The following is a 23,143-nucleotide window of genomic DNA, read 5'->3' on the forward strand; positions in this document are numbered from 1 at the left end:
AAGGAGTGATCATGACCGACCTGCGGCAGAAGCCTGCCACCCGAGTCCCGACGGAGTCCCCGTCGAAGCCCCGTCCCTCGCGGACGCGGCGACAGAGCAAGAGCATCTACCCGTCGTGGTTCTTCATTCCCGCGGCCGCTCTCTACATCGTGCTCTTCGCCGTCCCGACCTTCGCGTCCCTCTACTTCAGCCTCACCCGCTGGACCCTCTTCGACGTCACCTTCATCGGCTTCGACAACTTCATCCAGTTCTTCAGCGACCCGCAGCTCCTGCGCGCCTTCACCAACACCCTGATCTTCGCCGTCGTCACCAGCGTCGCGAAGGTCGTGCTCGGCTTCGCGCTGGCCGTCCTCCTGACCTCGGAGCTGATCGGCCGCGGCTACCTGCGAGCGGTGACCTTCTTCCCCGTCCTGGTCTCCACCATCGGCATCGGCCTCACATTCAAGGCCCTCCTCGACCCGTTCGACGGCATCGTCAACGGCGCCCTCTCCGTCTTCGGGATCCAAGGACCCGGCTGGCTCACGGATCCGAGTCTCGCGCTGATCAGCGTCGCGATCGTCGACGTCTGGAAGGGCCTGGGAATCGCGACCCTGGTCTACATCGCCGGGATCGTCGCCATCCCGCAGGACTACTTCGAAGCGGCGCGCATGGACGGCGCCGGATCGTGGAAGGTCTTCCGGAACATCACGTTCCCGCTGTCCTGGCCCGCGACCGGAACCGTCATCATCCTGTCCCTCATCGGCGGTCTGCGCTCCTTCGACCTGATCTGGGCCATGACCAAGGGCGGCCCCGGATTCAGCTCCGACGTCATCGCCTCCGTGATCTACAAGCAGTACCAGGCCGGGTTCTACGGCCTCTCCACCGCGGGGAACGTCGTCCTCTTCATCGTCGTCACCGCCGTGATGATCCCCCTCTCGTCCCTCATCAACAAGAGGAGCAACAACGTATGAGCGCGCTCACCGTCCGCCGGTGGACCGTCGGCACGATCGCGATCCTGATCACCGGCGTCGTCTTCCTGATCCCGTTCGCCTTCATCCTCATCACTGCGGCCAAGACCGCGCCGGAAGCGTCGCGGCTGGCATTCACCTGGCCGACGGAATGGCAGCTGTGGAACAACGTCGCCACCGTCCTCGCCGATCGCGACGGCATCCTCGTCAAGGCCTTCGTCAACAGCATCGTCCTCACCGTCGCCAGCGTCACGATCATGGTCGTCCTCGCCGCGATGGTCGGCTATGTGCTGCAGCGCAAGCGCTCGCGCTGGAACCCGATCATCAACTTCTTCGTCCTCGCCGGCCTCATCGTGCCTCCCGCCGTCGTTCCGACCATCTGGGTGCTGCAGGGCGTCGGACTCTTCAAGACGCTCGGCGGCCTGATCCTCATCGAGGCCACCTTCGGGCTCTCGTTCTGCATCCTGCTCTTCCAGGCCTTCGTCGCCACCATTCCGCGAGAGCTCGACGAGGCCGCGGTCATCGACGGCGCCGGCCCGATCCGGCTGTTCTTCCGCATCGTGCTCCCGCTCCTGAAGCCCGTGATCGTCACGGTGATCGTCGTGCAGTCGGTCGCCGTCTTCAACGACTTCGCCAACCCGCTCTACTTCCTGCCCGGCGACGCGAACGCGACGGTCCAGCTGACGCTCTACGCCTACGCCTCCAGCGCGACGAGCGCCGGTGCGCTGAACCTGCTCTTCACGGACGTCCTCCTCATCACCATCCCCCCGCTGGTCATGTACATCTTCTTCAACCGTCAGATCGTCGCCGGCATGACCAGCGGCTCGATCAAGGGCTGAGCCGCCGTGTTCACCTCAGCACAGCTCATCACCGCCGACCTCACCCAGGAGGGCGCCCCGGTCCTCTCCGGCAGCGTTCGTCTCGAGAGCGGACACGGCGCCGTCGAGCGCGCGGTCCTGCGCTACTCCGCCCTCGGCGTCGTGGAGGCGAGGATGAACGGCGTCCCCGTGTCGGACGCGCTGCTCACCCCGGGCTGGTCGAGCTACGAGTGGCGGATCCGGGTCGCCGAGACCGACGTGACCGCACTCGTGCAGCCCCGGATCGAGCTCGAGCTCGAGCTCGGCAACGGCTGGTACCGGGGCGGCCTCACCTGGGCGGCGGCGACCGGCGTCTACGGAGCCGAGATCGCCGGCATCGCCGAACTCGCGATCACCTACCGGGACGGTCACCTCCAGCGGTGGGGCACCGACCCCACCTGGACCGCCCGACCCTGCGACACGGTCTCCGACGACCTCTACAACGGTCAGACGATCGACGCCCGCCGCAGGGCCGTCGCGTGGGAGCCTCAGCCCGTCCGGATCGTCGACGGCTCCGCGAAGCGGTTCGAGCCCTACATCGGCCCGCCCGTGACCCGCCGGGAGGAGCTCGGGATCGTCGACGCCTGGACCACGCCCTCCGGGAGGATCATCGCCGACTTCGGTCGCGACATCGTGGGCTGGACCCGCTGCCGGGCGACCGGTGTCCGCGGGGAGACCGTGACCCTCCGGCACGCGGAGGTCGTCGAGCGCGGGGAGCTGAGCACCCGCCCGCTCCGCTCCGCCGAGGCGACCGACCGCTTCGTCCTGTCGGGAGGTGAGGACGTCTTCGAGCCGACGTTCACCTTCCACGGGTTCCGCTACGTCGAGGTGGAGGGGTGGCCCGGCGGGATCGACGAGCTGATCGGCGGCGGCCTGACGGCGCTCAGCGTCAGCTCCGCTCTGCGCCGGACCGGCACCTTCTCCTGCTCGGAGCCGCTGCTGAACCGCCTGCACGAGAACGTCGTCGCGAGCACGGTCGGGAACTTCCTCGACCTCCCGACCGACTGCCCCCAACGGGACGAGCGGCTGGGCTGGACCGGCGACATCGCCGTGTTCGCGCCGACGAGCACCTTCCTCTTCGACGCCTCCGGCTTCCTCCGCGACTGGCTGCGCGACGTGACCCTGGAGCAGGAGCACCAGGGCGGAGTCGTCCCCTACGTCGTCCCGGACGTGCTCAAGTACGTCGGCGTCCCCGAGGACCTCCTGCCGGTGGACTCCACGGCCGTCTGGAGCGACGCGATCGTCTGGGTGCCCTGGGCGGTGTGGACGGCCTCCGGCGACGACACGGTCCTCCGCGAGACCTTCCCGGCCATGCTGTCCCACCTGCGGCACGTCGAGGGGCTCCTCTCTCCCGGCGGACTCTGGGATCGGGGCTTCCAGTTCGGCGACTGGCTCGACCCGGACGCACCGCCGGAGGACCCCGCCGCGGCGAAGGCCGATCGGACCCTCGTGGCGATGGCGTCCCTCCACCGCTCCGCCGTGCTGACGGCGAAGACCGCGCGCCTCCTCGGCCGCTCGAGCGAGCTGGCCGAGATCGAGCGACTCCGGGACGGCACGAGGGAGGCCTTCCGCGCCGCCTTCGTGGACGGCGACGCGGAGCGGCTCCGGAACCACTGCGAGACGGCCTACGCCCTCGCCCTCGCCTTCGATCTCCTCGACCCGGACGAGATCGGCTGGGCGGGCTCGCGCCTCGCGGAGCTCGTGGAGGCGAACGGCCACCGCATCTCGACCGGCTTCGCGGGGACTCCCTACATCCTCGAGGCGCTGAGCCGGAGCGGGCAGCTCGCGACGGCCGGCCGGCTCCTCCTGCAGACCGAGTGCCCGTCGTGGCTGTACCCCGTGACGATGGGGGCGACGACGGTGTGGGAGCGCTGGGACTCGATGCTCCCCGACGGCAGCATCAACCCCGGTGAGATGACCTCGTTCAACCACTACGCGCTGGGGGCCGTCGCCGACTGGATGCACCGCGATCTCGCCGGCCTCGCCCCGGCGGAGGCGGGCTACCGCCGTGTCACCGTCGCTCCGAAGCCGATCGACGGCGTGGAGTGGGCGACGGCGGAGCTCGACAGCCCGCACGGGCGCATCGCGGTCGGCTGGAGCCGGGAGGGGGATCGCCTCGTCGTCGACGTCGCTCTTCCTCCGGGCGTGACCGCCGACGTCTCGGTGGGCGATCTGGACGCCCACGTGGCGGCGGGCGTCCACCGCCTGAGCGCGAGCCTCGACCGGACGCTGCTCGGCGCGCTCCGTGCGCGGTGACGGCCGCGAGGCGTGCACAACTAAGGCCGGAAGGCGCGATCCGGGTGAGAATGCGCTGTTTCGGCGATTTCAGCCTTATTTGTGCACGCCCGCGCGCCGAGACCGTCAGCGCAGGACCGCCGAGACCGCCTCCGCCAGCCGCATCGCCGCCCGCTCCAGCTCGCGCGAGCGCGCCGTGACGTCGTCGGTCATCCCGACGAGGCACGCCGCCGCGACGACGGCGCCGCTCGCGTCGCGGATCGGAGCCGAGATCGACACCATCCCGGCGTCGTCGTAGGCCTGCATCGAGAGGACGCCGTCGCGGCGGACGCGCTGCATCCGGCGGAGGAACCGCGTCAGGTCGCGGGGAGTGTGCCGGGCCGGGAACAGCTGCGCCAGCTCGTCCGGCTCGAGGTCCATCAGCATGGTGGGGCCGCCGTCCGAGCCGACGATCGGATGGGCGCGGCCGAGCCAGGGGATCATCGCGAGGCCGTCGCCGGCCAGCTCGAGTTCTTCCACGAGCGTGAGGCTGCGCATCCCCGCGAGCACGGTCACGAAGGCGCAGGCGCGCAGGCTCCGCGCCGCCTCGGCGACCAGCGGCCCGCCGCGGGCCACGATCAGCGGGGCTCCCGCCGCGCGGAACCAGCCGTGCACGACCCAGGCGACGCGGAACTCGCCGTCACCGCCGCGCTCGACCACGCCCGCCGCGACGCACGCATCGAGCAGCCGGCCGGTGCGGTCGCGGCGGAGGCCCGTCGCCCGCGCGGCGCCTGCCGCGGTGTCCGGCCCGTCGGCGAGGTGCTGCAGGAGCGGCAGGACCGCGTGCAGCGCGGAGCCGCCGATCGGCGGGCGGCCGGGAGCGGCGGATCGCCGCGTCCGCCGCCCGCGACCCGCCCAGGCCCGCCTCGATGCTCCGCCTCGCGACGGCGAGCGCCCGGTGGATCCGCGGCCCATTCTCGCGCAGCCGGATCGCCGGCAGTCGCACCGCCAGCACCGCCACGCCCTCGCCGGCGGGCGCCAGCAGCGGCGTCGCGATCTCGACGCGCAGCCCCGCGGTCGTCTCCGCGACGGCGTCGTCGCCGAGGCCCCGCGGATCGGCGGCGCGCGCGATCGCGCTGCCCGCTTCCTCGATCCGCTCGCCCACCGCGGCGGGGGAGTGCAGGGTCCAGGAGGAGAGCACGCTGCCGATCACCCGCACCGACCCGGGCGCCCCGGCGGCGAGCACGACGGTCTCTCCGGTCTGCTGCGCGGCCAGCGTCAGCGCGAAGCGGAGCGACCGCGCGAACGGCGCCGCCGCCCGCCCCGAGAGCCGCACGGCCGCCGATCCCAGCCGGTAGCTGCCGTACACGGGCCCCCGCTCGATCAGCCCCGTCCGCTCCAGCTCCGCGCACAGCCGCGACACCGAGCTGAGCGGCGCGCCGAGCTCGGCGGCGATCGCGCCGACGCCGAGCGGCGCCGTCGGATCCGACCGATCGCCGAGCAGCCGGACCACCCGGAGTCCCGTCGTCACGCGCGAAGCCACCGCACCGCCCCTCCGCAGAACTGCAATCCGAAGCGCAGACTATTGCGTTCTCCGGTCCACCGCGAGAGGTGCGACCGACGCCGTTCCTAGGGTGGACCCGCGCCCGCGCCACCCGCACGCGCGCCACCCGCACCCCTCCGAGGAGCCGCCATGAATCAGCCCGACGCCCCCGAGCAGTTCGACGTCGCCGTCGTCGGAATGGGCGCGCTCGGCAGCGCGGCCGCCTACCACCTCGCCCGCCGCGGAGCCCGCGTCGTGGCCTTCGAGCAGTTCGAGCTCGGCCACGTGCGCGGCGCCTCGCACGACACCTCGCGCATCCTCCGCACCTCCTACGGCGCCCCCGAGTACGTGCGGCTCGCGCAGTCCGCGTACCTCGACTGGGCCGACCTCGAGGCGGAGTCGGGCGAGTCGCTCGTCACGATCACCGGCGGGCTGGTCTTCTTCCCGGTCGGCAGCCCCTACTCGGCCGAGGCGTTCCGCTCCAGCCTCACCGAGAGCGGAGTCCCGTTCGAGCTGCTGTCGCCGGCCGAGGTCGCCGCGCGCTGGCCGCAGTTCTCGCTGCCCGAGGGCACGCAGACGGTCTACACCGCCGATTCCGGCATCGTGCACGCCGCGCGCACGGTCGCGGTGCTGCAGCTGCGGGCCCGGCAGCACGGAGCCGTGATCCGCGACAGCACGCCGGTCGAGGCGCTGCTCCCCGGCGCGGACGGCGTCGTCGTGCGCACCGCGGCCGGCGACGTGCTCGTGGGCAAGGTGATCCTCGCCGCCGACGCCTGGACGAACGAGCTGCTCGCGCCGCTCGGCGCCGAGATCCCGCTCGTGACGATGCAGGAGCAGGTCAGCTACTTCGCGCCGGCCGAGCCGAGCGCCTTCGACCGCGAGCGCTTCCCGGTCTGGATCTGGGAGGACGAGCACTGCTTCTACGGCTTCCCCACCTACGGCGAGCCGACGATCAAGGCGGCGCGCGACGTCTCCGACAACCTGATGGCGCCACGCGAGCGCACCTTCGTGCCCTCGGCCGAGCTGCTGGACGAGCTGACCGGCTTCGTCGGCGCCGTGGTCCCCACCGCCGGCGAGGTGCTGCGCACCGTCACCTGCCAGTACGCGCTGACACCGGACCGCCGCTTCGTCCTCGGCCCGCTCGACGAGCACCCGGACATCCTGGTCGGCCTCGGCGCGGGGCACGCCTTCAAGTTCACCCCGACCATCGGGCGGGTGCTCGCCGAGCTCGCGCTCGACGGCGCGACGAGCGAGGACGTGACAGCCTTCGGAGTGACACCGCCGGTCGCGGCGCCGCTGCTGGGCTGAGCGCGGTGCGTCCGATCGGCTGCTGAGGAGGACCCCGTGCAGATCCAGAGACTCGGCGACGACGCGCGCCGGCGCCCGCTCTACGGCGGCTCCGGCGCGCTCGACCTGGAGTACTACTTCCGCGCCACGACCGCGCTGCCCAGCTCGGTCATGCGCTTCCACCTCGAACCCGGCACGTCCGAGGGCGAGCACGTGCACCTCGCGGGCGACGCGGGCAGCTGCTCGCCCGAGAGCTCCGACGAGCTCTACGTCGTCGTGCTCGGCGAGGTCGTGATGACCGTCGACGGCGAGAGCGCCGTGCTGCGCGCGGGCGACGCCCTCTACGCGCCGGCCGGCAGCCACCACGGCGTCGCCAACGAGTCCGCTGCCCCCGCCGAGCTCCTCCTCGTCTTCGGCCCGCCGACCCCGCGCTGACCCTTCCATGCTGGTCGAGTAGCCGCGCAGCGGCGTATCGAGACCCGCCGTCCCCAGCACGTCGGGTCTGCAGACCCACCTCCTGACCCCGGTGGATCTCGATACGCCCGCTCCGCGGGCTACTCGATCAGCATGAACCGATCGCCGTCAGATCATGCTGGTCGAGTAGTCGCGCAGCGGCGTATCGAGACCCCGCCTGCATGCCCCGACAAGTTCCCCGCCCTCGAACGCCCCCCCATCCGTGCCCCCGCACCCCGCGCCACACCCCGGCCTGCCATCCTGACCTCGCACGCCCCGACCCCGTGCATGGAGGCGCCGATGTCCGACGACGGCATGGCCGAGTCCGGCTACCGGCAGACCCTCACCCGCGGCATCGGCCGCTTCGGCAGCTTCGCCGCGGGAGTCAGCTACATCTCCATCCTCACCGGCACCTTCCAGCTCTTCTCCTTCGGCTACGCGAACGGCGGCCCCGCCTACTGGTGGTCGTGGCCGCTGGTCTTCGCCGGCCAGCTGACGGTCGCGCTCTGCTTCGCCGAGCTCGCCGCGCGCTACCCGGTCGCCGGCTCCGTCTACAACTGGAGCAAGCGCCTCGCCGGCCCCACCGTGAGCTGGCTGGCGGGCTGGATCATGGCCACCGCCTCCGTCGTCACGCTCGCCGCCGTCGTGCTCGCCTACCAGACCACGCTCCCGCAGATCTGGAGCGGCTTCCAGCTCGTCGGCGACGGCACCGGCACGAGCGCCGGCGTCAGCGCGGTGCTCTGGGGAGCGATCCTGGTGGCGTTCACCACCGGCGTCAACGCCGTCGGCGTGCGGCTGATGGCCCGGATCAACAGCGTCGGCGTGCTGATCGAGCTGATCGCCGCAGTCCTGCTCGTCGTCGTCCTCGCGGCCAACGCGGTGAACCCGCCGAGCATCGTCCTCGAGACGGCCGGCCGCGGCGCGGGCGTCCCCGGAGGCTACGCCGGCGCGTTCCTCATCGCCGCGATCGCCTCCGCCTACGTGATGTACGGCTTCGACACCGCGGGCTCGCTCGGCGAGGAGACCGTCGATCCGCGGCGCACCGCCCCGGTCGCGATCCTCCGCGCGGTCACCGCGTCGTTCCTGCTCGGCGGCCTGATCATCCTCTTCGGCCTCCTCGCCGCGCCCGACCTCGCCGACCCCGGGCTCGGCTCCCCGTCCGGCGGCCTGCAGCTCGTGATCCTCCAGGTGCTCGGCGGCCCGCTCGGCTCGGTCTTCCTCGGCTGCATCGTCGTCGCGATCACCGTCTGCGCGCTCGCCGTGCACACCGCCGGCATCCGCCTGGTCTTCGCGATGGCCCGCGACAACGCCCTGCCCGGCAGCACCCTCCTCGCCCGCGTCGACCCGCGCCGTCGCACCCCGGTCGCCCCGGCCGTGCTGATCGGCGTGCTCGCCGTGCTCATCCTCGTCGTCAACATCGGCACCCCCGAGATCTTCACCGCCGTCACGAGCGTCGCCGTCATCCTGATCTACCTCGCCTACCTCCTGGTCACCGTGCCCCTGCTGCTGCGCCGCCTCCGCGGCCGCTGGCCCGCCCCCGACGCGCCGGCCGGCTCCTTCTCCCTCGGCCGCCTCGGCCTGCCGGTCAACGTCGTCGCCGTGCTCTGGGGCGCCGCGATGGCCGTGAACCTCGCCTGGCCCCGCGTCGAGGTCTACGGCGACGGCCCGCTCCGCTTCATCGCCGTGATCGTCGTCGGAGTCGTCGTCACCGCCGGCCTCGCCTGGTTCCGCCTCCGCGGCCGCCACCACCTCGGCGTGCTGCCGGAGCACGTCGCGCTCCCGGAGCCGATCGAGCGCTGACCGGTCCGCCGCGCGCCCTTTCTCCACCCGCCAGTCCGAGTCGCCGCCCCTCCTGCCCGCGGGAGCCCTGTACCCGCTGAGTCGCCCGAGAAGGCTCGTTCTCCGACCAGGGAACGAGCCTTCTCGGGCGGCTCACCGCACAGGGCTCCTCCGCCCACAGAATCGGCGGGGGCGATCGTGTGCGCGGACTCCCGTTCGACCGTGCGCCAGGATGGACGGCGGGCGACCGCCCGTCGAGCAGAGGGAGTGCCGTGCCGGACCGCCAGGCCCTCTCGACCTCGGCGCTCCTGACGCACGCGGTGCTGATCCAGGCCGTCGCGTTCCTGCTGCGGCCGGCCGCCGTCTACCAGGCCATCCAGCTCGACGTCCCCCCGTGGGCGCTCGGCGCCCTCGGCGCCTCCTTCGCCGTCGTGCCGCTGCTGATCGCGCTGCCCGTCGGCGGCCTCGTCGACCGCGTCGGCGCGCGCTTCGTGATGGCGTGCGGCTCGGTCGTGACCATCGCCGCCGCCGCGCTGCTGCTCCTCGCGGGCGGCGGGATCGTCGGCCTGCTCTGCGGCACCGCCCTGCTCGGCGCCGGTCACCTCGGCTGCGTCGTCGGCCAGCAGGCGGTGGTCGCGGGAGGCGCGGCCGGCACCCGCCTCGACAGCCGCTTCGGCTACTACACCTTCGCGGCATCCCTCGGCCAGGCGATCGGCCCGGCCTTCATCCCCGTCTTCGCCGGCGGAGCCGTGCGCCCCGACCCGGCCCCGCTCTTCCTGGTCGGCGGCGCGCTCGCCGTCCTGCTGCTCGCCGTCACCGCCGCGGTCGGCCGCCCCGCCCCGCGCGCCGCCGACGCATCGACCTCCGAGGGCACCACCCTGAGCCTCCTCCGCGTCCCCGGACTCGCCCGCGCCCTGCTGACCAGCGCGACCGTCGTCGCCGCCGTCGACCTCACCGTCGTCTACCTCCCCGCCCTCGGCGCCGAGCGCGGCCTCCCCGCCGGCGTGGTCGGCGCCCTGCTGACGGTCCGCGCCCTCGCCTCGATGGCCTCGCGCCTCCTGCTCGGCGCGACGACCTCGCGCTTCGGGCGCACCCGCGTGATGGTCGCCGGCATCGTCGTCTCCGCGGTCTGCCTGGTCCTCGTCGCCCTGCCCGCGCCGACCGCGCTGCTGTTCGTCGCCGTCGCCCTGCTGGGCCTCGGCCTCGGCATCGGCCAGCCGATCACGATGTCCTGGCTGATCGAGCGCACCCCCGCCGACCGCCACGGCCGTGCCCTCTCCCTCCGCCTCGCCGGCAACCGCATGGGCCTGATCGCCCTGCCCACTCTCCTCGGCACGATCGCCGCCGCGGCCGGCGCCGGCGGCGTCCTCATCGGCACCGGCGCGGCGATCGCCGCCACCCTCGTCCTCCTCCGCGGCGTCCGCCTCGACTGAGCGCCCGCCGGGCCTCCCTGTCGAGTCGTCCGAGTCGGTCACCGTCGTCTCACTCCACCTGCACCTCGGCCGCCGACTTGTCCGCGCGCCAGCCGCGCCAGACGGGCTGGCGGAGGGTGCCGCCCGAGGTGCGCTCGCGGTAGCGGACCTCGCCGACGAGCACCGGCTCGACCCAGTGCACGCCGCGGGACTCGGCGGGCGGGACGGAGACCGCGGGCTCGTCGGTGGCGTGCTCGGTGAGGCGGTCGACGAGGCCGCGCCGCTCGCGGTCGCTGAAGCCGCTGCCGACGCGGCCGGAGTAGACGAGGCCGTCGTCGCCGGGGAGCGCGGTCAGCAGCGAGCCGACCGAGCCCGCCAGGCCGCCCTCGCCCTCACGCCAGCCGACGATCACCACCTCCTGCACCCGGTGGTGGGTGAGCTTCACCCAGTCGCCGGAGCGGACGCCCGGCCGGTACGCCGCGTCCCGGCGCTTCGCGACCACGCCCTCGAGGCCGAGCGCGAGGCTCGTCGACATCGCCTCCTCCAGGTCGCCGTCGAACACCGACGGCACGTGCACCCGCTCGTTCTCGGTCGCCAGCTGCTCCAGGGCGGCGCGGCGCTCGTCGTACGGGCGACCCATCGCCTCGGTCCCGTCGATCGCCAGCAGATCGAAGAGCATCAGGTGCACCGGAGTCGCGCGCGCCGCCGCCTCGATCTCGCGCGGCTTCGTCAGCCCGCCACGGGTCTGCAGCAGGCCGAAGTCGGGCCGGCCGCGGGCGTCGAGCGCGACGATCTCGCCGTCGAGCGCGCAGTCGACCGCCACCGCCTCGGCGATCGGGGCGAGCAGGTCGGGGAACGCGGCCGTGAGGTCGTTGCCGTTGCGACTGGTCAGGGTGACTGCGCCGTCCGCCACCCGCACCAGGGCGCGGTAGCCGTCCCACTTCATCTCGATCGCGGAGTCGGCCGGGATCTCCGCCGCGCGACCTGCGGTGGCCAGCATCGGCCGGAACGCCGCCGCCTCGGCGGCCGGCCCCGCGGCTGACTCCGGGTTCGAGCCGCCCGAGCCGGCACTCGAGCGTCCAGTGCCCGTACCGGCCCCGCCCTTCCTCGCCGCCACTTCACGGCCGTGCTTGCCCCCGTGCGCCGCGGCCCCCGGTGCCATCAGGTGCAGCAGCCAGTTCTTCTCGTCCCCCTTGCCGCCCTTCGCGCCGGTGTGCAGCAGCGCGTACCGCCGCGGCTCGCCGCCGAGCCCGCCGTCCGGCCGACCGGTCAGCACCGCGATGACCTCCTCGCCCTCGCGCCACTTCTCCAGCGCGTAGGTGCCCTCGTCCCAGATCCGCACCTCGCCGCCGCCGTACTCGCCGGCGGGGATCGTGCCCTCGAAGGTCGCGTACTCGAGCGGGTGGTCCTCCGTCTGCACCGCCAGCCGGTTCGGGTCGCCGTCCAGCGGCGGCCCCTTCGGCACGGCCCAGCTCACCAGCACCCCGTCGTGCTCCAGCCGGAAGTCGTAGTGCAGCCGCCGTGCATGGTGCTCCTGCACGACGAACGTGTCGCCCGACGTCGCGATCCCCGCCCCCGGCGAGGGCACCGGCTCCGGCGTCTTCGACGCGTCGCGCATGCTGCGGTAGGCGGCGAGCCGGTCCGCGGAGGCGTCGGTCGCCGCGAAGCCCGCCATCCGCTCCGGCGACGGCTCGAGCCCCGCACCGCGCGCGGCCAGCACCGGACGCAGCAGGTCGCCGTCGCTCCGCAGCCGCTCGACGACCTCTTCCGGTGCGAGGTGCCGCAGATCCGCCGCCCCGATCTCCGCCCAGGAGCGCGGCGCCGCCACCCGCGGCAGGAGCCGGCCGCGCAGCGAGTACGGCGCGATGGTCGTCTTCGCCGCGCTGTTCTGACTCCAGTCGACGAGCACCTTGCCCTCGCGCAGCGTCTTCTTCATGTCCGAGACGACGAGGTCGCGGTGGTCGGCCTCGAGCACCTTCGCCAGCTCGTGCGCCACCGAGGAGATCTGGTCGCTGGAGGCGGACGCGTCGAGCGGGCAGTACAGGTGGATGCCCTTGCTCCCGCTCGTCACCGGGAACGGCTCGAGCCCCATCCCCTCGAGCAGGTCCCGCGCGAGGAACGCCACCTCCGCGCACTCGGCCAGCCCCGCGCCCTCGCCCGGGTCGAGGTCGAGCACGAGCCGGTCCGGCGGCCGCCGCTCGCCGTCGGAGCCCACCCGCCACTGCGGCACGTGCAGCTCCAGCGCCGCCTGCTGGGCCAGCCAGGTCAGCCCGGCGACGTCGTCGACGAGCGGGTACTCCACGTCGCGCGACGAGTGCGCGAGCTTCGTCCGGCTGAGCCAGTAGGGCGCGGAGGAGGGCAGATTCTTCTCGAAGAAGACCTCGCCGGCCTTCTCCGCGGTGCCCACCCCGTCGACCCAGCGCTTGCGGGTGACCGGCCGCCGGGCGAGGTGCGGCAGCATCGCGGAGGCGACCGAGGCGTAGTAGGAGAGCACGTCGGCCTTGGTGAACCCCGCCTCCGGATAGACCACCTTGTCGAGGTTGGTCAGCCGCAGGCGCCGCCCACCCACCGAGACGAGCTGCTGCGCGGAGGGGGTCATGACTCCATGGTGGTGCCGCTCGACCGCCGACGGGGAGGGAGTTGCGCCGACCGGGGAGTACCGCGGCAGAGACGTTGGTGTGGAGGAGTGTCTCGCGGCCCGCGCACGGCTCGGCTGGATAGCCTGACGATCATCCCCCTTCCTCGACAAGGAGCCCCCGTGCCCGAGACGATCACCGACATCCCCCTCACCACGATCGACGGCACCGCGTCGACCCTCGCCGACTACGCGCCGGTGAAGCTCATCGTCAACGTCGCCTCCCGCTGCGGCCTCGCGCCGCAGTACGAGAAGCTCGAGGCGCTGCAGAAGCAGTACGGCGACCGCGGCTTCACCGTCCTCGGCTTCCCGAGCAACCAGTTCCTGCAGGAGCTCAGCGACTCCGACAAGATCAAGGAGTACTGCTCGACCACCTGGGGCGTCACCTTCCCGATGTTCGAGAAGGTCAAGGTCAACGGCCGCTCGGCGCACCCGCTCTACGCGGAGCTGACCAAGACCGAGGACGAGGCCGGCAAGGCGGGCAAGGTGAAGTGGAACTTCGAGAAGTTCCTGATCACCGCCGACGGCACCGTGCACCGCTTCCGCCCGACCGTCGAGCCGGACGACCCGCGCATCGTGGACCTGATCGAGGCGTCGCTCCCCGCCTGATCCCGCCGGCTGCGCGGGTCTAGCGCGCGCGCAGCCCTTCGGCGAGGCGCGCCTGCGCGGGCTCGACGCCCTCGGGGCAGACGATGTCCGACACCTCGAACGGCGTCGCGCGCGTGAACGGGATCATCTCGATCCCGTCGACGTGCCGCAGCAGCACCAGGGCGCTGTCCCCGTCGCGGAGCGTGCGGCGCACCTGCCGCAGGAACACTCCGGCCATCTCGAGCTCGACCGTGAAGACCCGCCCGCTGACGTCGATGCGGCAGCCGAGCACCGGCTGGGAGCCGGTCGAGGCGGAGTCGGGGGCGTGCCGGACGGCGACCGGCTCGTCCTTGCGGAGGGCGCCTCCCGTCCCGCTCAGGGTGGGTGCTGCGGTCGTCCGCGCGGTATCGGTCATCGTCGTCTCCGTCCGTGGTCGCGACCGACGGAGAACCGCCCGGTCACTGTCCTCAGACGCTACGACGTGACCCTGGGACGGGGGGTGGGGTTGACGGATGCAGTGCGGCGAGGCAGTGCCGACCGGGGGCCGCGCGGCTCAGGAGCCCTGGCGCTGCTCCTCGGGCTCCGGGAGGACCGACAGCTCGCCGTGCATGCTCGCGACGCTCAGCATCTGCTCGATCCACGCGCGATTGAGCTTGGGCTGGTGCGCGTCGGCGAAGCGGAAGTGCAGCGGCACGGAGGGGTGCAGCCAGACGGAGCTGCGACCGTGGCCGGTCGACGCGTCCTCGGTCCAGGAGAGCGAGAAGGCCTCGTTGCGCCGGAGCTTCGACAGCACGGCGACCTTGAGGTGGGCGAGGACCCGCTCCTCGAACTCGATCTCGAGATTCTGCGGTCCATAGGTCAGCGTGGCCACGGGCGCCTTTCGTCAGTGCGAGCCGTCCACGGCGGAGGGCTCCTCGGGGACGCTAACCGGTCGACGGCCCGGATGCGGAATCCGCCGGGAGACACGCCGATGCCCCATTGACAGCGGGCCCGTCGGCCCGGTCGCGCGACGCCGTCCCGACCCGCGCCGCCCGCGCCCACCTCCGGCTCGCGATTCCGCGTCCGGCTCGTGGTTTCGGCGGATTCCGGCGTGCCGAGGCCGATTCTGCGAGCCGGAGGTGCGTCGGTTTGACCTCCGGCTCGTACGTCGATCTCCGGCTCGTGGTTTCGGCGGATTCCGGCGTGCCGAGGCCGATTCTGCGAGCCAGAGGTGCGTCGGTTTGACCTTCGGCTCGTACTTCGATCTCCGGCTCGTGGTTCCGGCCGGTTCCGGCGAGCCGAGGCCGGTTCTGCGAGCCGGAGGTCCGTCGGTTCACCTTTGGCTCGTGGTTCCGCGTCCGGCTCGTCGTTCCGGCCGGTTCCGGCGTGCCGAGGCCGGTTCTGCGAGCCGAAGGTCCGTGGGCCCCCTTCGGCTCGTGGTTTCACGTCCGGCTCGTCGTTTCGGCCGGTTCCAGCGTGCCGAGGCCGGTTCTGCGAGCCGAAGGTCCGCGGGCCCATCTCCGGCTCGTGGTTCCACCTCCGGCTCGTGGTTCCGGCCGGTTCCGGCGAGCCGAGGCCGATTCTGCGAGCCCAAGTTCCATCTCTTCACCTTCGGCTCGTACTTCGATCTCCGGCTCGTCGTTCCGGCGGATTCCAGCGTGCCGAGGCCGGTTCTGCGAGCCAAAGGTGTGTCGGTTCACCTCCGGCTCGTGGTTCCGTCTCCGGCTCGTCGTTTCGGCCGGTTCCGGCGTGCCGAGGCCGGTTCTGCGAGCCGGAGGTCCGTCGGTTCACCTTCGGCTCGTGGTTCCGCGTACGGCTCGTCGTTTCGGCCGGTTCCGGCGAGCCGAGGCCGATTCTGCGAGCCCAAGTTCCCTCTCTTCACCTTCGGCTCGTGGTTTCACGTCCGGCTCGTCGTTTCGGCCGGTTCCAGCGTGCCGAGGCCGGTTCTACGAACCGGAGGTCCGTGGGCCCCCTTCGGCTCGTGGTTTCACGTCCGGCTCGTCGTTTCGGCCGGTTCCAGCGTGCCGAGGCCGGTTCTGCGAGCCGAAGGTCCGCGGCCCCATCCGCGGCTCGCTGTCCCACCCCCGGCTCGTGGTTCCGGCCGTTTCCGGCGTGCCGAGGCGCGTTCCGCGAGCCGGAGGTCCCCGGCGCTCGCACGTTGCGACGGGGTAGCATCGCAGGGCCTGTTCCGGCGGACGAAAGCGATGAGGCCATGAAAACGCGAGTCATCTTCTACCTCATCGGCGGCGTGCTCCTGCTCGGCGCCGGCATCTCCTCCGCGATGAAGGACGGCGTGTCCGTCCCGGACGTCCTCACCATCGTCTGCGGCGTGCTGATCCTGGCCCTCGCCGGCTGGCAGTACCACCGCTCGCAGAGCGCCGCGGAGCGCTCGCCCGGCGACGACGTCGAGCGCCCCCACCGCTAGCCGCCCACCCCGCAGACCGCCGCAACCCCCGAGCGCCCCTCACCGCCCCCGCCGCGCCCTACCCGCGCGCCAGCAGCAGCCGGTACGGAGCCGCCCGCTCCACCCGCCACCCCTCGGGCGCCACCCCCCGCAGCTCCGGCGCCGTATAGCTGCGCCGCACCGAGAGCGACCCGTCGTGGTGCAGGAACGACCCCGCCGCGATCGGCCGGGTCGTCGCCGCGTACGCCGTGTACGCCAGACGCGAGCGCTCGATGTCGTTGTGCAGGGCCCGCGGAGCGAGCCGCTCGCTGTCCTCGAGCAGCCCCTGCAGCGCCTCCGCCGAGAGGTGGTGCAGCAGGTGGTTCGACGTGACGATGTCGTACTTCGCCCCCTCGGCGACGAGCTCGGCGCTGGTCGCCCGCCGGAACTCCAGCCCCGCCGGCGCCGGCGTCGACGTCGCGAAGGCGAACGCGCGCTCGTCCGGATCGATCGCCGTGATCGCGAGCCGCAGTCCGTCCGCGCGGGCCCAGGCCGCGAGCGAGCGCGCGATGTCGCCCCCGCCCGAGCCGATGTCGAGCAGCCGCACCGGCTCGCCGCCCGCGAGCAGCGGCCGCAGCCGCGTGCGGTAGAGCCGGCTCCAGCCCGAGACCAGCCGGTTCACCGTGCCGAAGCGCGCGTAGGTCTCCTCGAGCAGTGCACGGTCGCACGCCGGGTCGTCCATCAGCTCCTGCGCGGTCAGCTCGCGCCGCCGCAGGTCCGGAGCGAGCGGTGCGCGCAGAGTCATGCCCCGCCGCGCTTGGTCAGCAGCGCCATCTCCACGGTGAGCCCCGGCCCGAACGCCATCGCGCCGATCCGCTCGCCGTCGGCCGCGTCGCCGTGCAGCAGGCGGCGCAGGATGAAGAGGACGGTCGCGCTCGACATGTTGCCCACCGTGCGCAGCACCTCGCGCGACGGGTGCATCTGCTCGTCGGAGAGGCCGACGGCCGACTGCACCCGGTCCAGGATGCTCCGCCCGCCCGGGTGCACGGCCCACCGCTGAACGTCGCCCGCGCCGACTCCGGCCCCCGCGAGCATCGGCTCGAGGGCCGCGGTGATGTTCGCGCCGATGATCGACGGCACGTAGGTGCTCAGCCGCATCGTGAAGCCGTGGTCGCCGATGGTCCAGGCCATCTCGTCCTCGCCCTCGGGCGTGAGGGTCGAGTCGAGGGCGTCGATCTCCAGCACCGCGGTGCCGGGAGCGGCCGGCCGGGCGGTGACCACGGCCGCCGCGGCGCCGTCGGCGAAGACGGAGGTCGCGACGATCTGCTCGGCGTCGCTCGAGCTGGTCAGGTGGATGCTGCACAGCTCCGCGGCGACGACGAGCACGACGGCCGTCGGGTCGGCGTCGCAGAACGCGCGGGCGGCACGCAGGCCCGGGAACGCGCCGTAGCAGCCCATGAAGCCGAGGTGGAAGCGCTGCGTCGACACGGGCAGGTCGAGCCGGCGGACCAGCTGGTAGTCGGGCCCGGGCGCGTAGAAGCCCGTGCACGAGACGGTGACGACGTGCGTGACCTCGCCAGGGGCGAACCCCGCGGTCTCGAGCGCACGCTCCGCCGCCTCCGCGAAGAGGTCGGGGGCCCTCGCCGTGTAGACCGCGTTGCGCGCGGCGGTACCCGGATCGAGCAGCAGGCCGGAGCGCGCGTCGTAGAAGGTGCTCGCGCCCTCCCGCTCCACCCCGTCGAGCTCCTCGACGACGGTGCGCCGGGTGTCGATGCCGGAGGCGTTGAACGCCGCCCCGATCAGGCGCGAGCCCAGTCGGGTGACGCCGGGCTGGGACGCGAAGAGGTCGCGCACCTCTGGCTGATGCAGGACCGTGGCCGGGACGGCCGTCTCGATGCTGCGGATGTGGGCGCTCACCCGCCGGAACCTATCGCACGTTCCTGCGGGTGAGCGGCAGCCGTGGGGCGCCGGTCGGGCGCGGTCAGAGGATCGGCTTCCCGCCGGTGACGGCGATCGTCGAGCCGCTCATGTAGCTGGCGTCGTCCGAGGCGAGCAGCACGTAGGCGTGCGCGACCTCGGCGGGCTGGCCGGGACGGCCGAGCGGCACCTGCTCGCCGAACGAGGCGACGGCCTCCGGCGGCATGGTGGCGGGGATCAGCGGGGTCCAGATCGGGCCGGGAGCGACCGCGTTCGCGCGGATCCCCTTCTCTCCGAGCGCCTGCGCGAGCGAGGCGGTCATGCTGAGCATCGCGGCCTTCGTCGCCGCGTAGGGCAGCAGCTGGTACGACGGCTGGTCGGACTGCACCGAGCTCGTCGCGATGATCGACGCGCCGCTGGCGAGGTGCGGCAGCGCGGCCTTGACCAGGTGGAAGTAGGCGCTGATGTTCGTCGCGATCGTGCGGTCCCACTCCTCGTCGGGGATGTCGGTGACCTCCTCGCGGCTCATCTGGAACGCCGCATTGCTCACGAGCACCTCGAGGTGCCCGAGCTTCTCGACGGTCTCGGCGACGACGGAGCGGCAGCGCGCCGGGTCCTGAAGGTCGCCGGGGAGGAGCAGCGCCTCGCGGCCCGCCTCGCGCACCCACTTCGCGGTGTCCTCGGCGTCCTCGTGCTCGTTCAGGTACGAGATCGCGACGTCGGCGCCCTCGCGGGCGAAGGCGATCGCGACGGCCTTGCCGATGCCGCTGTCGGCGCCGGTGATCAGTGCGACCTTGCCGCGCAGGCGGTCGGAGCCGCGGTAGCTGGTCTCGCCGTGGTCGGCCTTCGGCGTGAGCCGGCCTTCGGTGCCGGGCGGGGTCTGCTCGGGGGATTCCGGAGTCATGGTGCTCCCTCTCGTCGTGGGTCGGTCCTCCCATGCAAGCCGCTCCCGCCGCGCGGCACCAAGGGGTTGACGCCCCCCCGCCCCCTCGCCGGTCGAGCAGCCCCGACCCCTTTGCTGGTCGAGCAGCCCCGCTCCTTGCTGGTCGAGTAGCCCCGCAGGGGCGTATCGAGACCCACCCCCGTCAGCAGGCGGGCCCCGCAGCCCCGCCCGCCGATCCGCGCCGTCAAGCCCGCGACACCGGGAGCCGCCGGAGAGTTGACTGAGCCGACGCTCCGCACCGGGAGCGACACGAGGAGGCCGACATGAGCACGCCCACCGATCGGGGCCCCGGTCCCGACAGCAGCGACCCCACCCGCACCGACCGTGACGCGACCACCCGCTTCGACACCACGAGCACCGCCTCGGGCAGCGCGGGCGCCACCGCGGCCACGCCGCTCGACGACCGGACCGCGTCGCACCGCGCCCCCGTCACCCCCGACTCCGCCGAGGCCGCGAAGGCCCGCACCGCCGCCCGCAAGGACATCCAGCAGCGCGAGAAGGACCGCTTCGGCGGCCTCAAGATCGGCTGCGCCTTCTTCGGCTGGCTCGCCGCGACGGGACTCGCGGTCATCCTGACCGCCCTCGTCACCGCGATCGGTGCGGCCGTCGTCGGCACGCAGGACGTCACGGCCGACCTGGCCGCGGACCCCGCCGCGTTCGGCTGGGTCGGCGCCATCGCGCTGCTCGTGATCCTCCTCGTCGCCTACTACTCGGGCGGCTACGTCGCCGGGCGGATGGCCCGCTTCAGCGGCGCCAAGCAGGGCGTCGCCGTGTGGGCGTGGGCCGTCGTCGTGGCGATCGTCGTCGGCATCGTCTCCGCGCTCACCGGGGGCAGCCAGATCCTCTCGGCTGTCAGCGGCTTCCCGCAGATCCCGCTCGACGCGGGCGACGCCACCGTCGCCGCCGTCGTGACGGCGCTCGCCGCCCTCGTCGTCGCCCTGATCGGAGCCGTCCTCGGCGGCCTCGCCGGCATGCGCTTCCACCGTCGCGTCGACCGCGAGGGCCTGGAGGGCCTGGCGGTCTGACCCCCCTCCCGCCGCGAGATGCCACTTGTGAGCCCGCGCCTCGGCGTGTCGCGCTCACAAGTGGCATCTCGCCTACGCTCTCCCGGGTGGAGACCTCGCGCATCGAACGGCTGAGCGCGCAGCTGGCGGAGTGGGCGGCCCCGCCCGCCCTCGCGGGACTCCGCGACGAGTACCTCGCCTTCGCGGACGAGCGCGGCGCGTCCGCGCTCGAGCGCGGCGGCGGCCCCGAGCACATCACCGCCAGCTGCTTCGTCCTGTCGCCCGACCTCGAGCGGGTGCTGCTCTGCTACCACCGCAAGGGCCGGTTCTGGGTGCAGCTCGGCGGCCACGTGGAGCCGGCCGACGCCTCCGTCCCCGCCACCGCCGAGCGCGAGGCCCGGGAGGAGAGCGGGATCGAGGCGCTCACCCTGCGCAGCCCGGTCCCCGTCGACCTCGACCGGCACGGCCTCGGCGGCGGCTTCGGCCGCTGCACCACCCACTGGGACGTCGGCTACGCCGCCGTCGTCGACCCCGCCGTGCCGCTCGTCGTGAGCGACGAGAGCGACGCCCTGGCCTGGTGGCCGGTCGCCGCGCTGCCCGCCGAGATCCCTCCGCGCTTCGACCGGCGCCTGGCCGGCGCGCTGGCGGGGGTCCGCCGGCTCTGACGACGCGCCGCTCCGAAGCCGCCGCCGGCCGGACCCGACACCGCCGCCCCGCCGACATGCGGCACGATGTCCTCATGCCCGACCCCGCGCGCCCCGTCGTCGTCCTCGCCGGAGCGAGCGGCTTCCTCGGCACCGATCTCGCCTGCCGCTTCGAGGCCGAGGGCTGGACCGTCCGCCGCATCGGCCGCTCGGGCCCCGACGCCCGCTGGGGCGACACCGCCGCGATCAGCCGCACCCTCGACGGCGCCCGCCTCCTCGTCAACCTGGCCGGCAAGAGCGTCGACTGCCGCTACACCGCCGCGAACCGCGCCGAGATCCTCCGCTCGCGGGTCGAGACCACGCGCGAGCTGCAGCGCGCCGTCGCGGCCGCCGCGACCCCTCCGCCCGTCTGGATGAACGCGAGCACCGCCACGATCTACCGCCACGAGGAGGAGCGCGCCAACACCGAGCGCGACGGCGTCCTCGGCGAGGGCTTCTCCGTCGACGTCGCGCGCGCCTGGGAGGAAGCGTTCTTCGCCGGCGAGACCCCGGGCGTCCGCCGCCTCGCCCTGCGGATGACGATCGTGCTCGGCGACGGACCGGCCACCGGCATCCTGCTGCGTCTCGCCCGGCTCGGCCTCGGCGGCCCGCAGTTCGACGGACGCTGGCCGTCCACCCGCGCCCGCCGCGAGGCCGGCGTGCACCACGAGTACCGCCCGACCCACGGCCGCCAGCACTTCAGCTGGATCCACGTGGAGGACGTCTTCCGCTCGATCCTCTTCCTGGAGGAGCAGGGCCCGGAGAAGCAGGGCCCAGAGGAGCGACCCCTCGACGGCCCCATCAACCTCGCCGCCCCGAACCCCAGCGACAACACCGAGCTCTCCCGCCTGCTCCGCGCCGCGGTGGGCCGCCGCCTGGGCCTCCCCGCCCCGCGCTTCGTCCTCGAGCCGGCGACCTTCGCCCTCCGCACCGAGTCCGAGCTGCTCCTGAAGAGCCGCTGGGTCGTCCCCGGCCGCCTCGAGGACGCCGGCTTCACCTTCGCCCACCCGGATCTCGGCGAGGCCCTCCGCGACATCGTCGCGACCGCGCGCTGACGCGGGGCGCCACTCTCCAGAAGTCGTCGTACTCGTGCTCCGGGCACGACGACTCTTGAGGAGCGAGCGAGCCCCGGCGCCTAGCGCCCCGCGACGCGCAGCGCGATGTCGCGGCGGTACTGACCGCCGTCGAGCGTGATCAGGTCGAGCGCGCGATACGCGCGCTCGCGCGCCTCGGCGAAGTCGGCGCCGCGGGCGACGACGTTCAGCACGCGGCCGCCAGTGGCGACGAAGCGGCCGTCGACCAGCTGCGTCGCCGCGTGGGCGATGGTGACGCCCGGCACCTCGGCCGCCGCCTCCAGCCCGCCGAGCACGCGCCCGGTCGCCGCGTTCTCGGGGTAGCCCTCGCTCGCGAGCACGACGGTCACGGCGACCTCCTCGGAGAATGCCGGCCACGGCACGGAGGCGAGCGCTCCGGTCGCCGCCGCGAACAGCAGGGCGGAGAGGGGGGAGACGAGGCGCGGCAGCACGACCTGGGTCTCCGGATCGCCGAAGCGCGCGTTGAACTCGATCACGCGGATGCCGGCGTCGGTGACGATCAGCCCGCAGTAGAGCAGCCCGACGAACGGGGTGCGCTCGCGCTCGAGCTGGCGGACGGTGGGGATGGCGACGGTGTCGATGACCTCGTCGACGAAGGCGCGCTCGCTCTCCCAGCGGTCGGTGAGCCAGGGGAGCGGGGAGTAGGCGCCCATGCCGCCGGTATTCGGGCCCTCGTCGCCGTCGCCGAGGCGCTTGAAGTCCTGGGCGGGGGAGAGCGGCACCACGTCGTGCCCGTCGGAGAGGAGGAAGAGCGAGACCTCCTGGCCGGCCAGGAACTCCTCGATCAGCACGTCGCCGGACTGCAGCCAGAACTCGGCGTGCGCGATCGCCGCGCTGCGCGACTCCGTCACGAGGACGCCCTTGCCGGCCGCGAGACCGTCGGCCTTGACGACGTAGGGCGCGCCGAACTCGTCGATGACGCGCGTCGCGTCGACGAGCGTCGAGACGCGGGTGGCGCGGCCGGTGGGCACGCGCGCCATGTCCATCACGCGCTTGGCGAAGGTCTTGGAGCCCTCGAGGGCGGCGGCGGCGCGGTCCGGCCCGAACGTGGCGATGCGGCGGCGGCGCAGGGCGTCGGCGACGCCGGCGACGAGCGGGGCCTCGGGGCCGATCACGACGAGCTCGATCCCCTGCTCGACGGCGAAGTCCGAGACGAGCCGGGGGCTGTTGGTGTCGAAGTGGATGACCTCCACGTCACGCGCGATCCCCGCGTTGCCGGGGGCGGCGATGATCTCGTGCGCCTCCTCCTCGGCGAGCAGAGCGGTGATGATGGCGTGCTCACGGGCACCGGAGCCGAGGACGAGGATCTTCACCCTGACAGGATAGGCCCGCCCTCGCGCGCCCCGGTCCGGGTGCGCGCCCCGTCGCCGTGCGCCCCGCCCCCACCTCCGCGAGATGCCACTTGCGCACGCCTTATGCGGCGTG

21 protein-coding genes are annotated in these 23,143 nt (G+C 73.2%); 12 read left to right on the forward strand and 9 right to left on the reverse strand.

Translation table 11 applies throughout. The features are described from left to right. Positions 1-11 precede the first annotated feature (11 nt). Genes GSU72_RS01215 through GSU72_RS01225 form a run of 3 tightly spaced genes read left to right on the forward strand, consistent with a single transcriptional unit; the run spans position 12 to position 4,060 of the window. On the forward strand, positions 12-950 hold the full coding sequence (locus tag GSU72_RS01215; RefSeq protein ID WP_159983029.1) for a sugar ABC transporter permease: 939 nt from the start codon (positions 12-14) through the stop codon (positions 948-950). Continuing rightward, the gene (locus tag GSU72_RS01220) at positions 947-1,786 is read left to right on the forward strand and encodes a carbohydrate ABC transporter permease (protein WP_159983031.1); all 840 of its coding nucleotides are present in this window, start codon (positions 947-949) and stop codon (positions 1,784-1,786) included. The genes GSU72_RS01215 and GSU72_RS01220 overlap by 4 nt, the downstream gene beginning before the upstream one ends. 6 nt (positions 1,787-1,792) lie before the next feature. Next, positions 1,793-4,060 (forward strand): alpha-L-rhamnosidase, encoded by a 2,268-nt coding sequence (locus tag GSU72_RS01225; RefSeq protein ID WP_159983033.1) that lies wholly within the window; start codon positions 1,793-1,795, stop codon positions 4,058-4,060. Between the two features lie 105 nt (positions 4,061-4,165). On the opposite strand, the gene GSU72_RS01230 is transcribed toward GSU72_RS01225, so the two are convergent. Next, a complete protein-coding gene (locus tag GSU72_RS01230; protein WP_159983035.1) occupies positions 4,166-4,738 on the reverse strand; it encodes an IclR family transcriptional regulator C-terminal domain-containing protein in 573 nt (190 codons plus the stop codon). Continuing rightward, the gene (locus GSU72_RS01235; RefSeq protein WP_159983037.1) at positions 4,719-5,549 is read right to left on the reverse strand and encodes a helix-turn-helix domain-containing protein; all 831 of its coding nucleotides are present in this window, start codon (positions 5,547-5,549) and stop codon (positions 4,719-4,721) included. The genes GSU72_RS01230 and GSU72_RS01235 overlap by 20 nt, the downstream gene beginning before the upstream one ends. Positions 5,550-5,711: 162 nt before the next feature. On the opposite strand from GSU72_RS01235, the gene solA reads away from it, so the two are divergent. From solA to GSU72_RS01255, 4 genes are all read left to right on the forward strand, one after another. Further along, the gene (gene solA / locus GSU72_RS01240) at positions 5,712-6,869 is read left to right on the forward strand and encodes an N-methyl-L-tryptophan oxidase (RefSeq protein ID WP_159983039.1); all 1,158 of its coding nucleotides are present in this window, start codon (positions 5,712-5,714) and stop codon (positions 6,867-6,869) included. 36 nt (positions 6,870-6,905) lie between these two features. After that, complete coding sequence (locus tag GSU72_RS01245; RefSeq protein ID WP_159983041.1) at positions 6,906-7,283, forward strand: cupin domain-containing protein; 378 nt, start codon at positions 6,906-6,908, stop codon at positions 7,281-7,283. 318 nt (positions 7,284-7,601) lie between these two features. Further along, entirely contained in the window at positions 7,602-9,101 is a 1,500-nt protein-coding gene (locus tag GSU72_RS01250; protein WP_244255921.1) for an amino acid permease, read from the forward strand. A 251-nt stretch (positions 9,102-9,352) separates the two neighbouring features. Further along, on the forward strand, positions 9,353-10,513 hold the full coding sequence (locus GSU72_RS01255) for an MFS transporter (RefSeq protein ID WP_159983045.1): 1,161 nt from the start codon (positions 9,353-9,355) through the stop codon (positions 10,511-10,513). Between the two features lie 49 nt (positions 10,514-10,562). Here the strand turns inward: GSU72_RS01255 and GSU72_RS01260 are convergent, their stop codons facing one another. Beyond that, the gene (locus GSU72_RS01260; protein WP_159983047.1) at positions 10,563-13,091 is read right to left on the reverse strand and encodes an ATP-dependent DNA ligase; all 2,529 of its coding nucleotides are present in this window, start codon (positions 13,089-13,091) and stop codon (positions 10,563-10,565) included. Between the two features lie 159 nt (positions 13,092-13,250). Between GSU72_RS01260 and GSU72_RS01265 the strand changes: the two genes are divergently transcribed. After that, a complete protein-coding gene (locus GSU72_RS01265; RefSeq protein ID WP_244255922.1) occupies positions 13,251-13,736 on the forward strand; it encodes a glutathione peroxidase in 486 nt (161 codons plus the stop codon). A gap of 19 nt (positions 13,737-13,755) precedes the next feature. Here the strand turns inward: GSU72_RS01265 and GSU72_RS01270 are convergent, their stop codons facing one another. Together GSU72_RS01270 and GSU72_RS01275 are read right to left on the reverse strand one after the other, a co-directional pair. Next, positions 13,756-14,130, reverse strand: a complete 375-nt coding sequence (locus GSU72_RS01270; RefSeq protein ID WP_159983051.1) for a hypothetical protein — start codon at positions 14,128-14,130, stop codon at positions 13,756-13,758. Positions 14,131-14,268: 138 nt separating this feature from the next. Then, entirely contained in the window at positions 14,269-14,586 is a 318-nt protein-coding gene (locus GSU72_RS01275; protein WP_244255923.1) for a hypothetical protein, read from the reverse strand. Between the two features lie 1,320 nt (positions 14,587-15,906). On the opposite strand from GSU72_RS01275, the gene GSU72_RS01280 reads away from it, so the two are divergent. After that, on the forward strand, positions 15,907-16,119 hold the full coding sequence (locus tag GSU72_RS01280) for a hypothetical protein (protein ID WP_159983053.1): 213 nt from the start codon (positions 15,907-15,909) through the stop codon (positions 16,117-16,119). A gap of 58 nt (positions 16,120-16,177) precedes the next feature. Here GSU72_RS01280 and GSU72_RS01285 read toward each other — a convergent pair whose 3' ends face one another. The 3 genes from GSU72_RS01285 to GSU72_RS01295 all read right to left on the reverse strand — a co-directional run bounded on the left by GSU72_RS01285 (position 16,178) and on the right by GSU72_RS01295 (position 18,898). Then, a complete protein-coding gene (locus GSU72_RS01285) occupies positions 16,178-16,882 on the reverse strand; it encodes a class I SAM-dependent methyltransferase (RefSeq protein WP_159983055.1) in 705 nt (234 codons plus the stop codon). Next, positions 16,879-17,994, reverse strand: coding sequence for a 3-oxoacyl-[acyl-carrier-protein] synthase III C-terminal domain-containing protein (locus GSU72_RS01290; protein ID WP_159983057.1), 1,116 nt, complete (start codon positions 17,992-17,994; stop codon positions 16,879-16,881). Before GSU72_RS01290 ends, GSU72_RS01285 begins: the two co-directional genes overlap by 4 nt. A 64-nt stretch (positions 17,995-18,058) precedes the next feature. Continuing rightward, positions 18,059-18,898 (reverse strand): SDR family oxidoreductase, encoded by an 840-nt coding sequence (locus GSU72_RS01295; protein ID WP_159983059.1) that lies wholly within the window; start codon positions 18,896-18,898, stop codon positions 18,059-18,061. Positions 18,899-19,200: 302 nt separating this feature from the next. Between GSU72_RS01295 and GSU72_RS01300 the strand changes: the two genes are divergently transcribed. From GSU72_RS01300 to GSU72_RS01310, 3 genes are all read left to right on the forward strand, one after another. Continuing rightward, positions 19,201-19,962, forward strand: a complete 762-nt coding sequence (locus tag GSU72_RS01300) for a hypothetical protein (protein ID WP_159983061.1) — start codon at positions 19,201-19,203, stop codon at positions 19,960-19,962. An 86-nt stretch (positions 19,963-20,048) separates the two neighbouring features. Further along, positions 20,049-20,606 (forward strand): NUDIX domain-containing protein, encoded by a 558-nt coding sequence (locus tag GSU72_RS01305; RefSeq protein WP_244255924.1) that lies wholly within the window; start codon positions 20,049-20,051, stop codon positions 20,604-20,606. A 74-nt stretch (positions 20,607-20,680) separates the two neighbouring features. Next, on the forward strand, positions 20,681-21,679 hold the full coding sequence (locus GSU72_RS01310; RefSeq protein WP_159983063.1) for a DUF1731 domain-containing protein: 999 nt from the start codon (positions 20,681-20,683) through the stop codon (positions 21,677-21,679). Positions 21,680-21,759: 80 nt separating this feature from the next. Here GSU72_RS01310 and purD read toward each other — a convergent pair whose 3' ends face one another. Then, the gene (gene purD, locus GSU72_RS01315; protein WP_159983065.1) at positions 21,760-23,031 is read right to left on the reverse strand and encodes a phosphoribosylamine--glycine ligase; all 1,272 of its coding nucleotides are present in this window, start codon (positions 23,029-23,031) and stop codon (positions 21,760-21,762) included. Between the last annotated feature and the right edge of the window lie 112 nt (positions 23,032-23,143).

Source organism: Rathayibacter sp. VKM Ac-2760 (assembly GCF_009834185.1).
Classification (GTDB): domain Bacteria; phylum Actinomycetota; class Actinomycetes; order Actinomycetales; family Microbacteriaceae; genus Rathayibacter.

Bases quoted from the DNA above. Each gene is read 5' to 3' on its own strand.
- GSU72_RS01215 (WP_159983029.1), top strand. From the start codon at position 12: ATGACCGACCTGCGGCAGAAGCCTGCCACCCGAGTCCCGACGGAGTCC.
- GSU72_RS01220 (WP_159983031.1), top strand. From the start codon at position 947: ATGAGCGCGCTCACCGTCCGCCGGTGGACCGTCGGCACGATCGCGATC.
- solA (WP_159983039.1), top strand. From the start codon at position 5,712: ATGAATCAGCCCGACGCCCCCGAGCAGTTCGACGTCGCCGTCGTCGGA.
- GSU72_RS01250 (WP_244255921.1), top strand. From the start codon at position 7,602: ATGTCCGACGACGGCATGGCCGAGTCCGGCTACCGGCAGACCCTCACC.
- GSU72_RS01260 (WP_159983047.1), bottom strand. From the start codon at position 13,091: ATGACCCCCTCCGCGCAGCAGCTCGTCTCGGTGGGTGGGCGGCGCCTG.
- GSU72_RS01270 (WP_159983051.1), bottom strand. From the start codon at position 14,130: ATGACCGATACCGCGCGGACGACCGCAGCACCCACCCTGAGCGGGACG.
- GSU72_RS01280 (WP_159983053.1), top strand. From the start codon at position 15,907: ATGAAAACGCGAGTCATCTTCTACCTCATCGGCGGCGTGCTCCTGCTC.
- GSU72_RS01285 (WP_159983055.1), bottom strand. From the start codon at position 16,882: ATGACTCTGCGCGCACCGCTCGCTCCGGACCTGCGGCGGCGCGAGCTG.
- GSU72_RS01295 (WP_159983059.1), bottom strand. From the start codon at position 18,898: ATGACTCCGGAATCCCCCGAGCAGACCCCGCCCGGCACCGAAGGCCGG.
- GSU72_RS01300 (WP_159983061.1), top strand. From the start codon at position 19,201: ATGAGCACGCCCACCGATCGGGGCCCCGGTCCCGACAGCAGCGACCCC.
- GSU72_RS01310 (WP_159983063.1), top strand. From the start codon at position 20,681: ATGCCCGACCCCGCGCGCCCCGTCGTCGTCCTCGCCGGAGCGAGCGGC.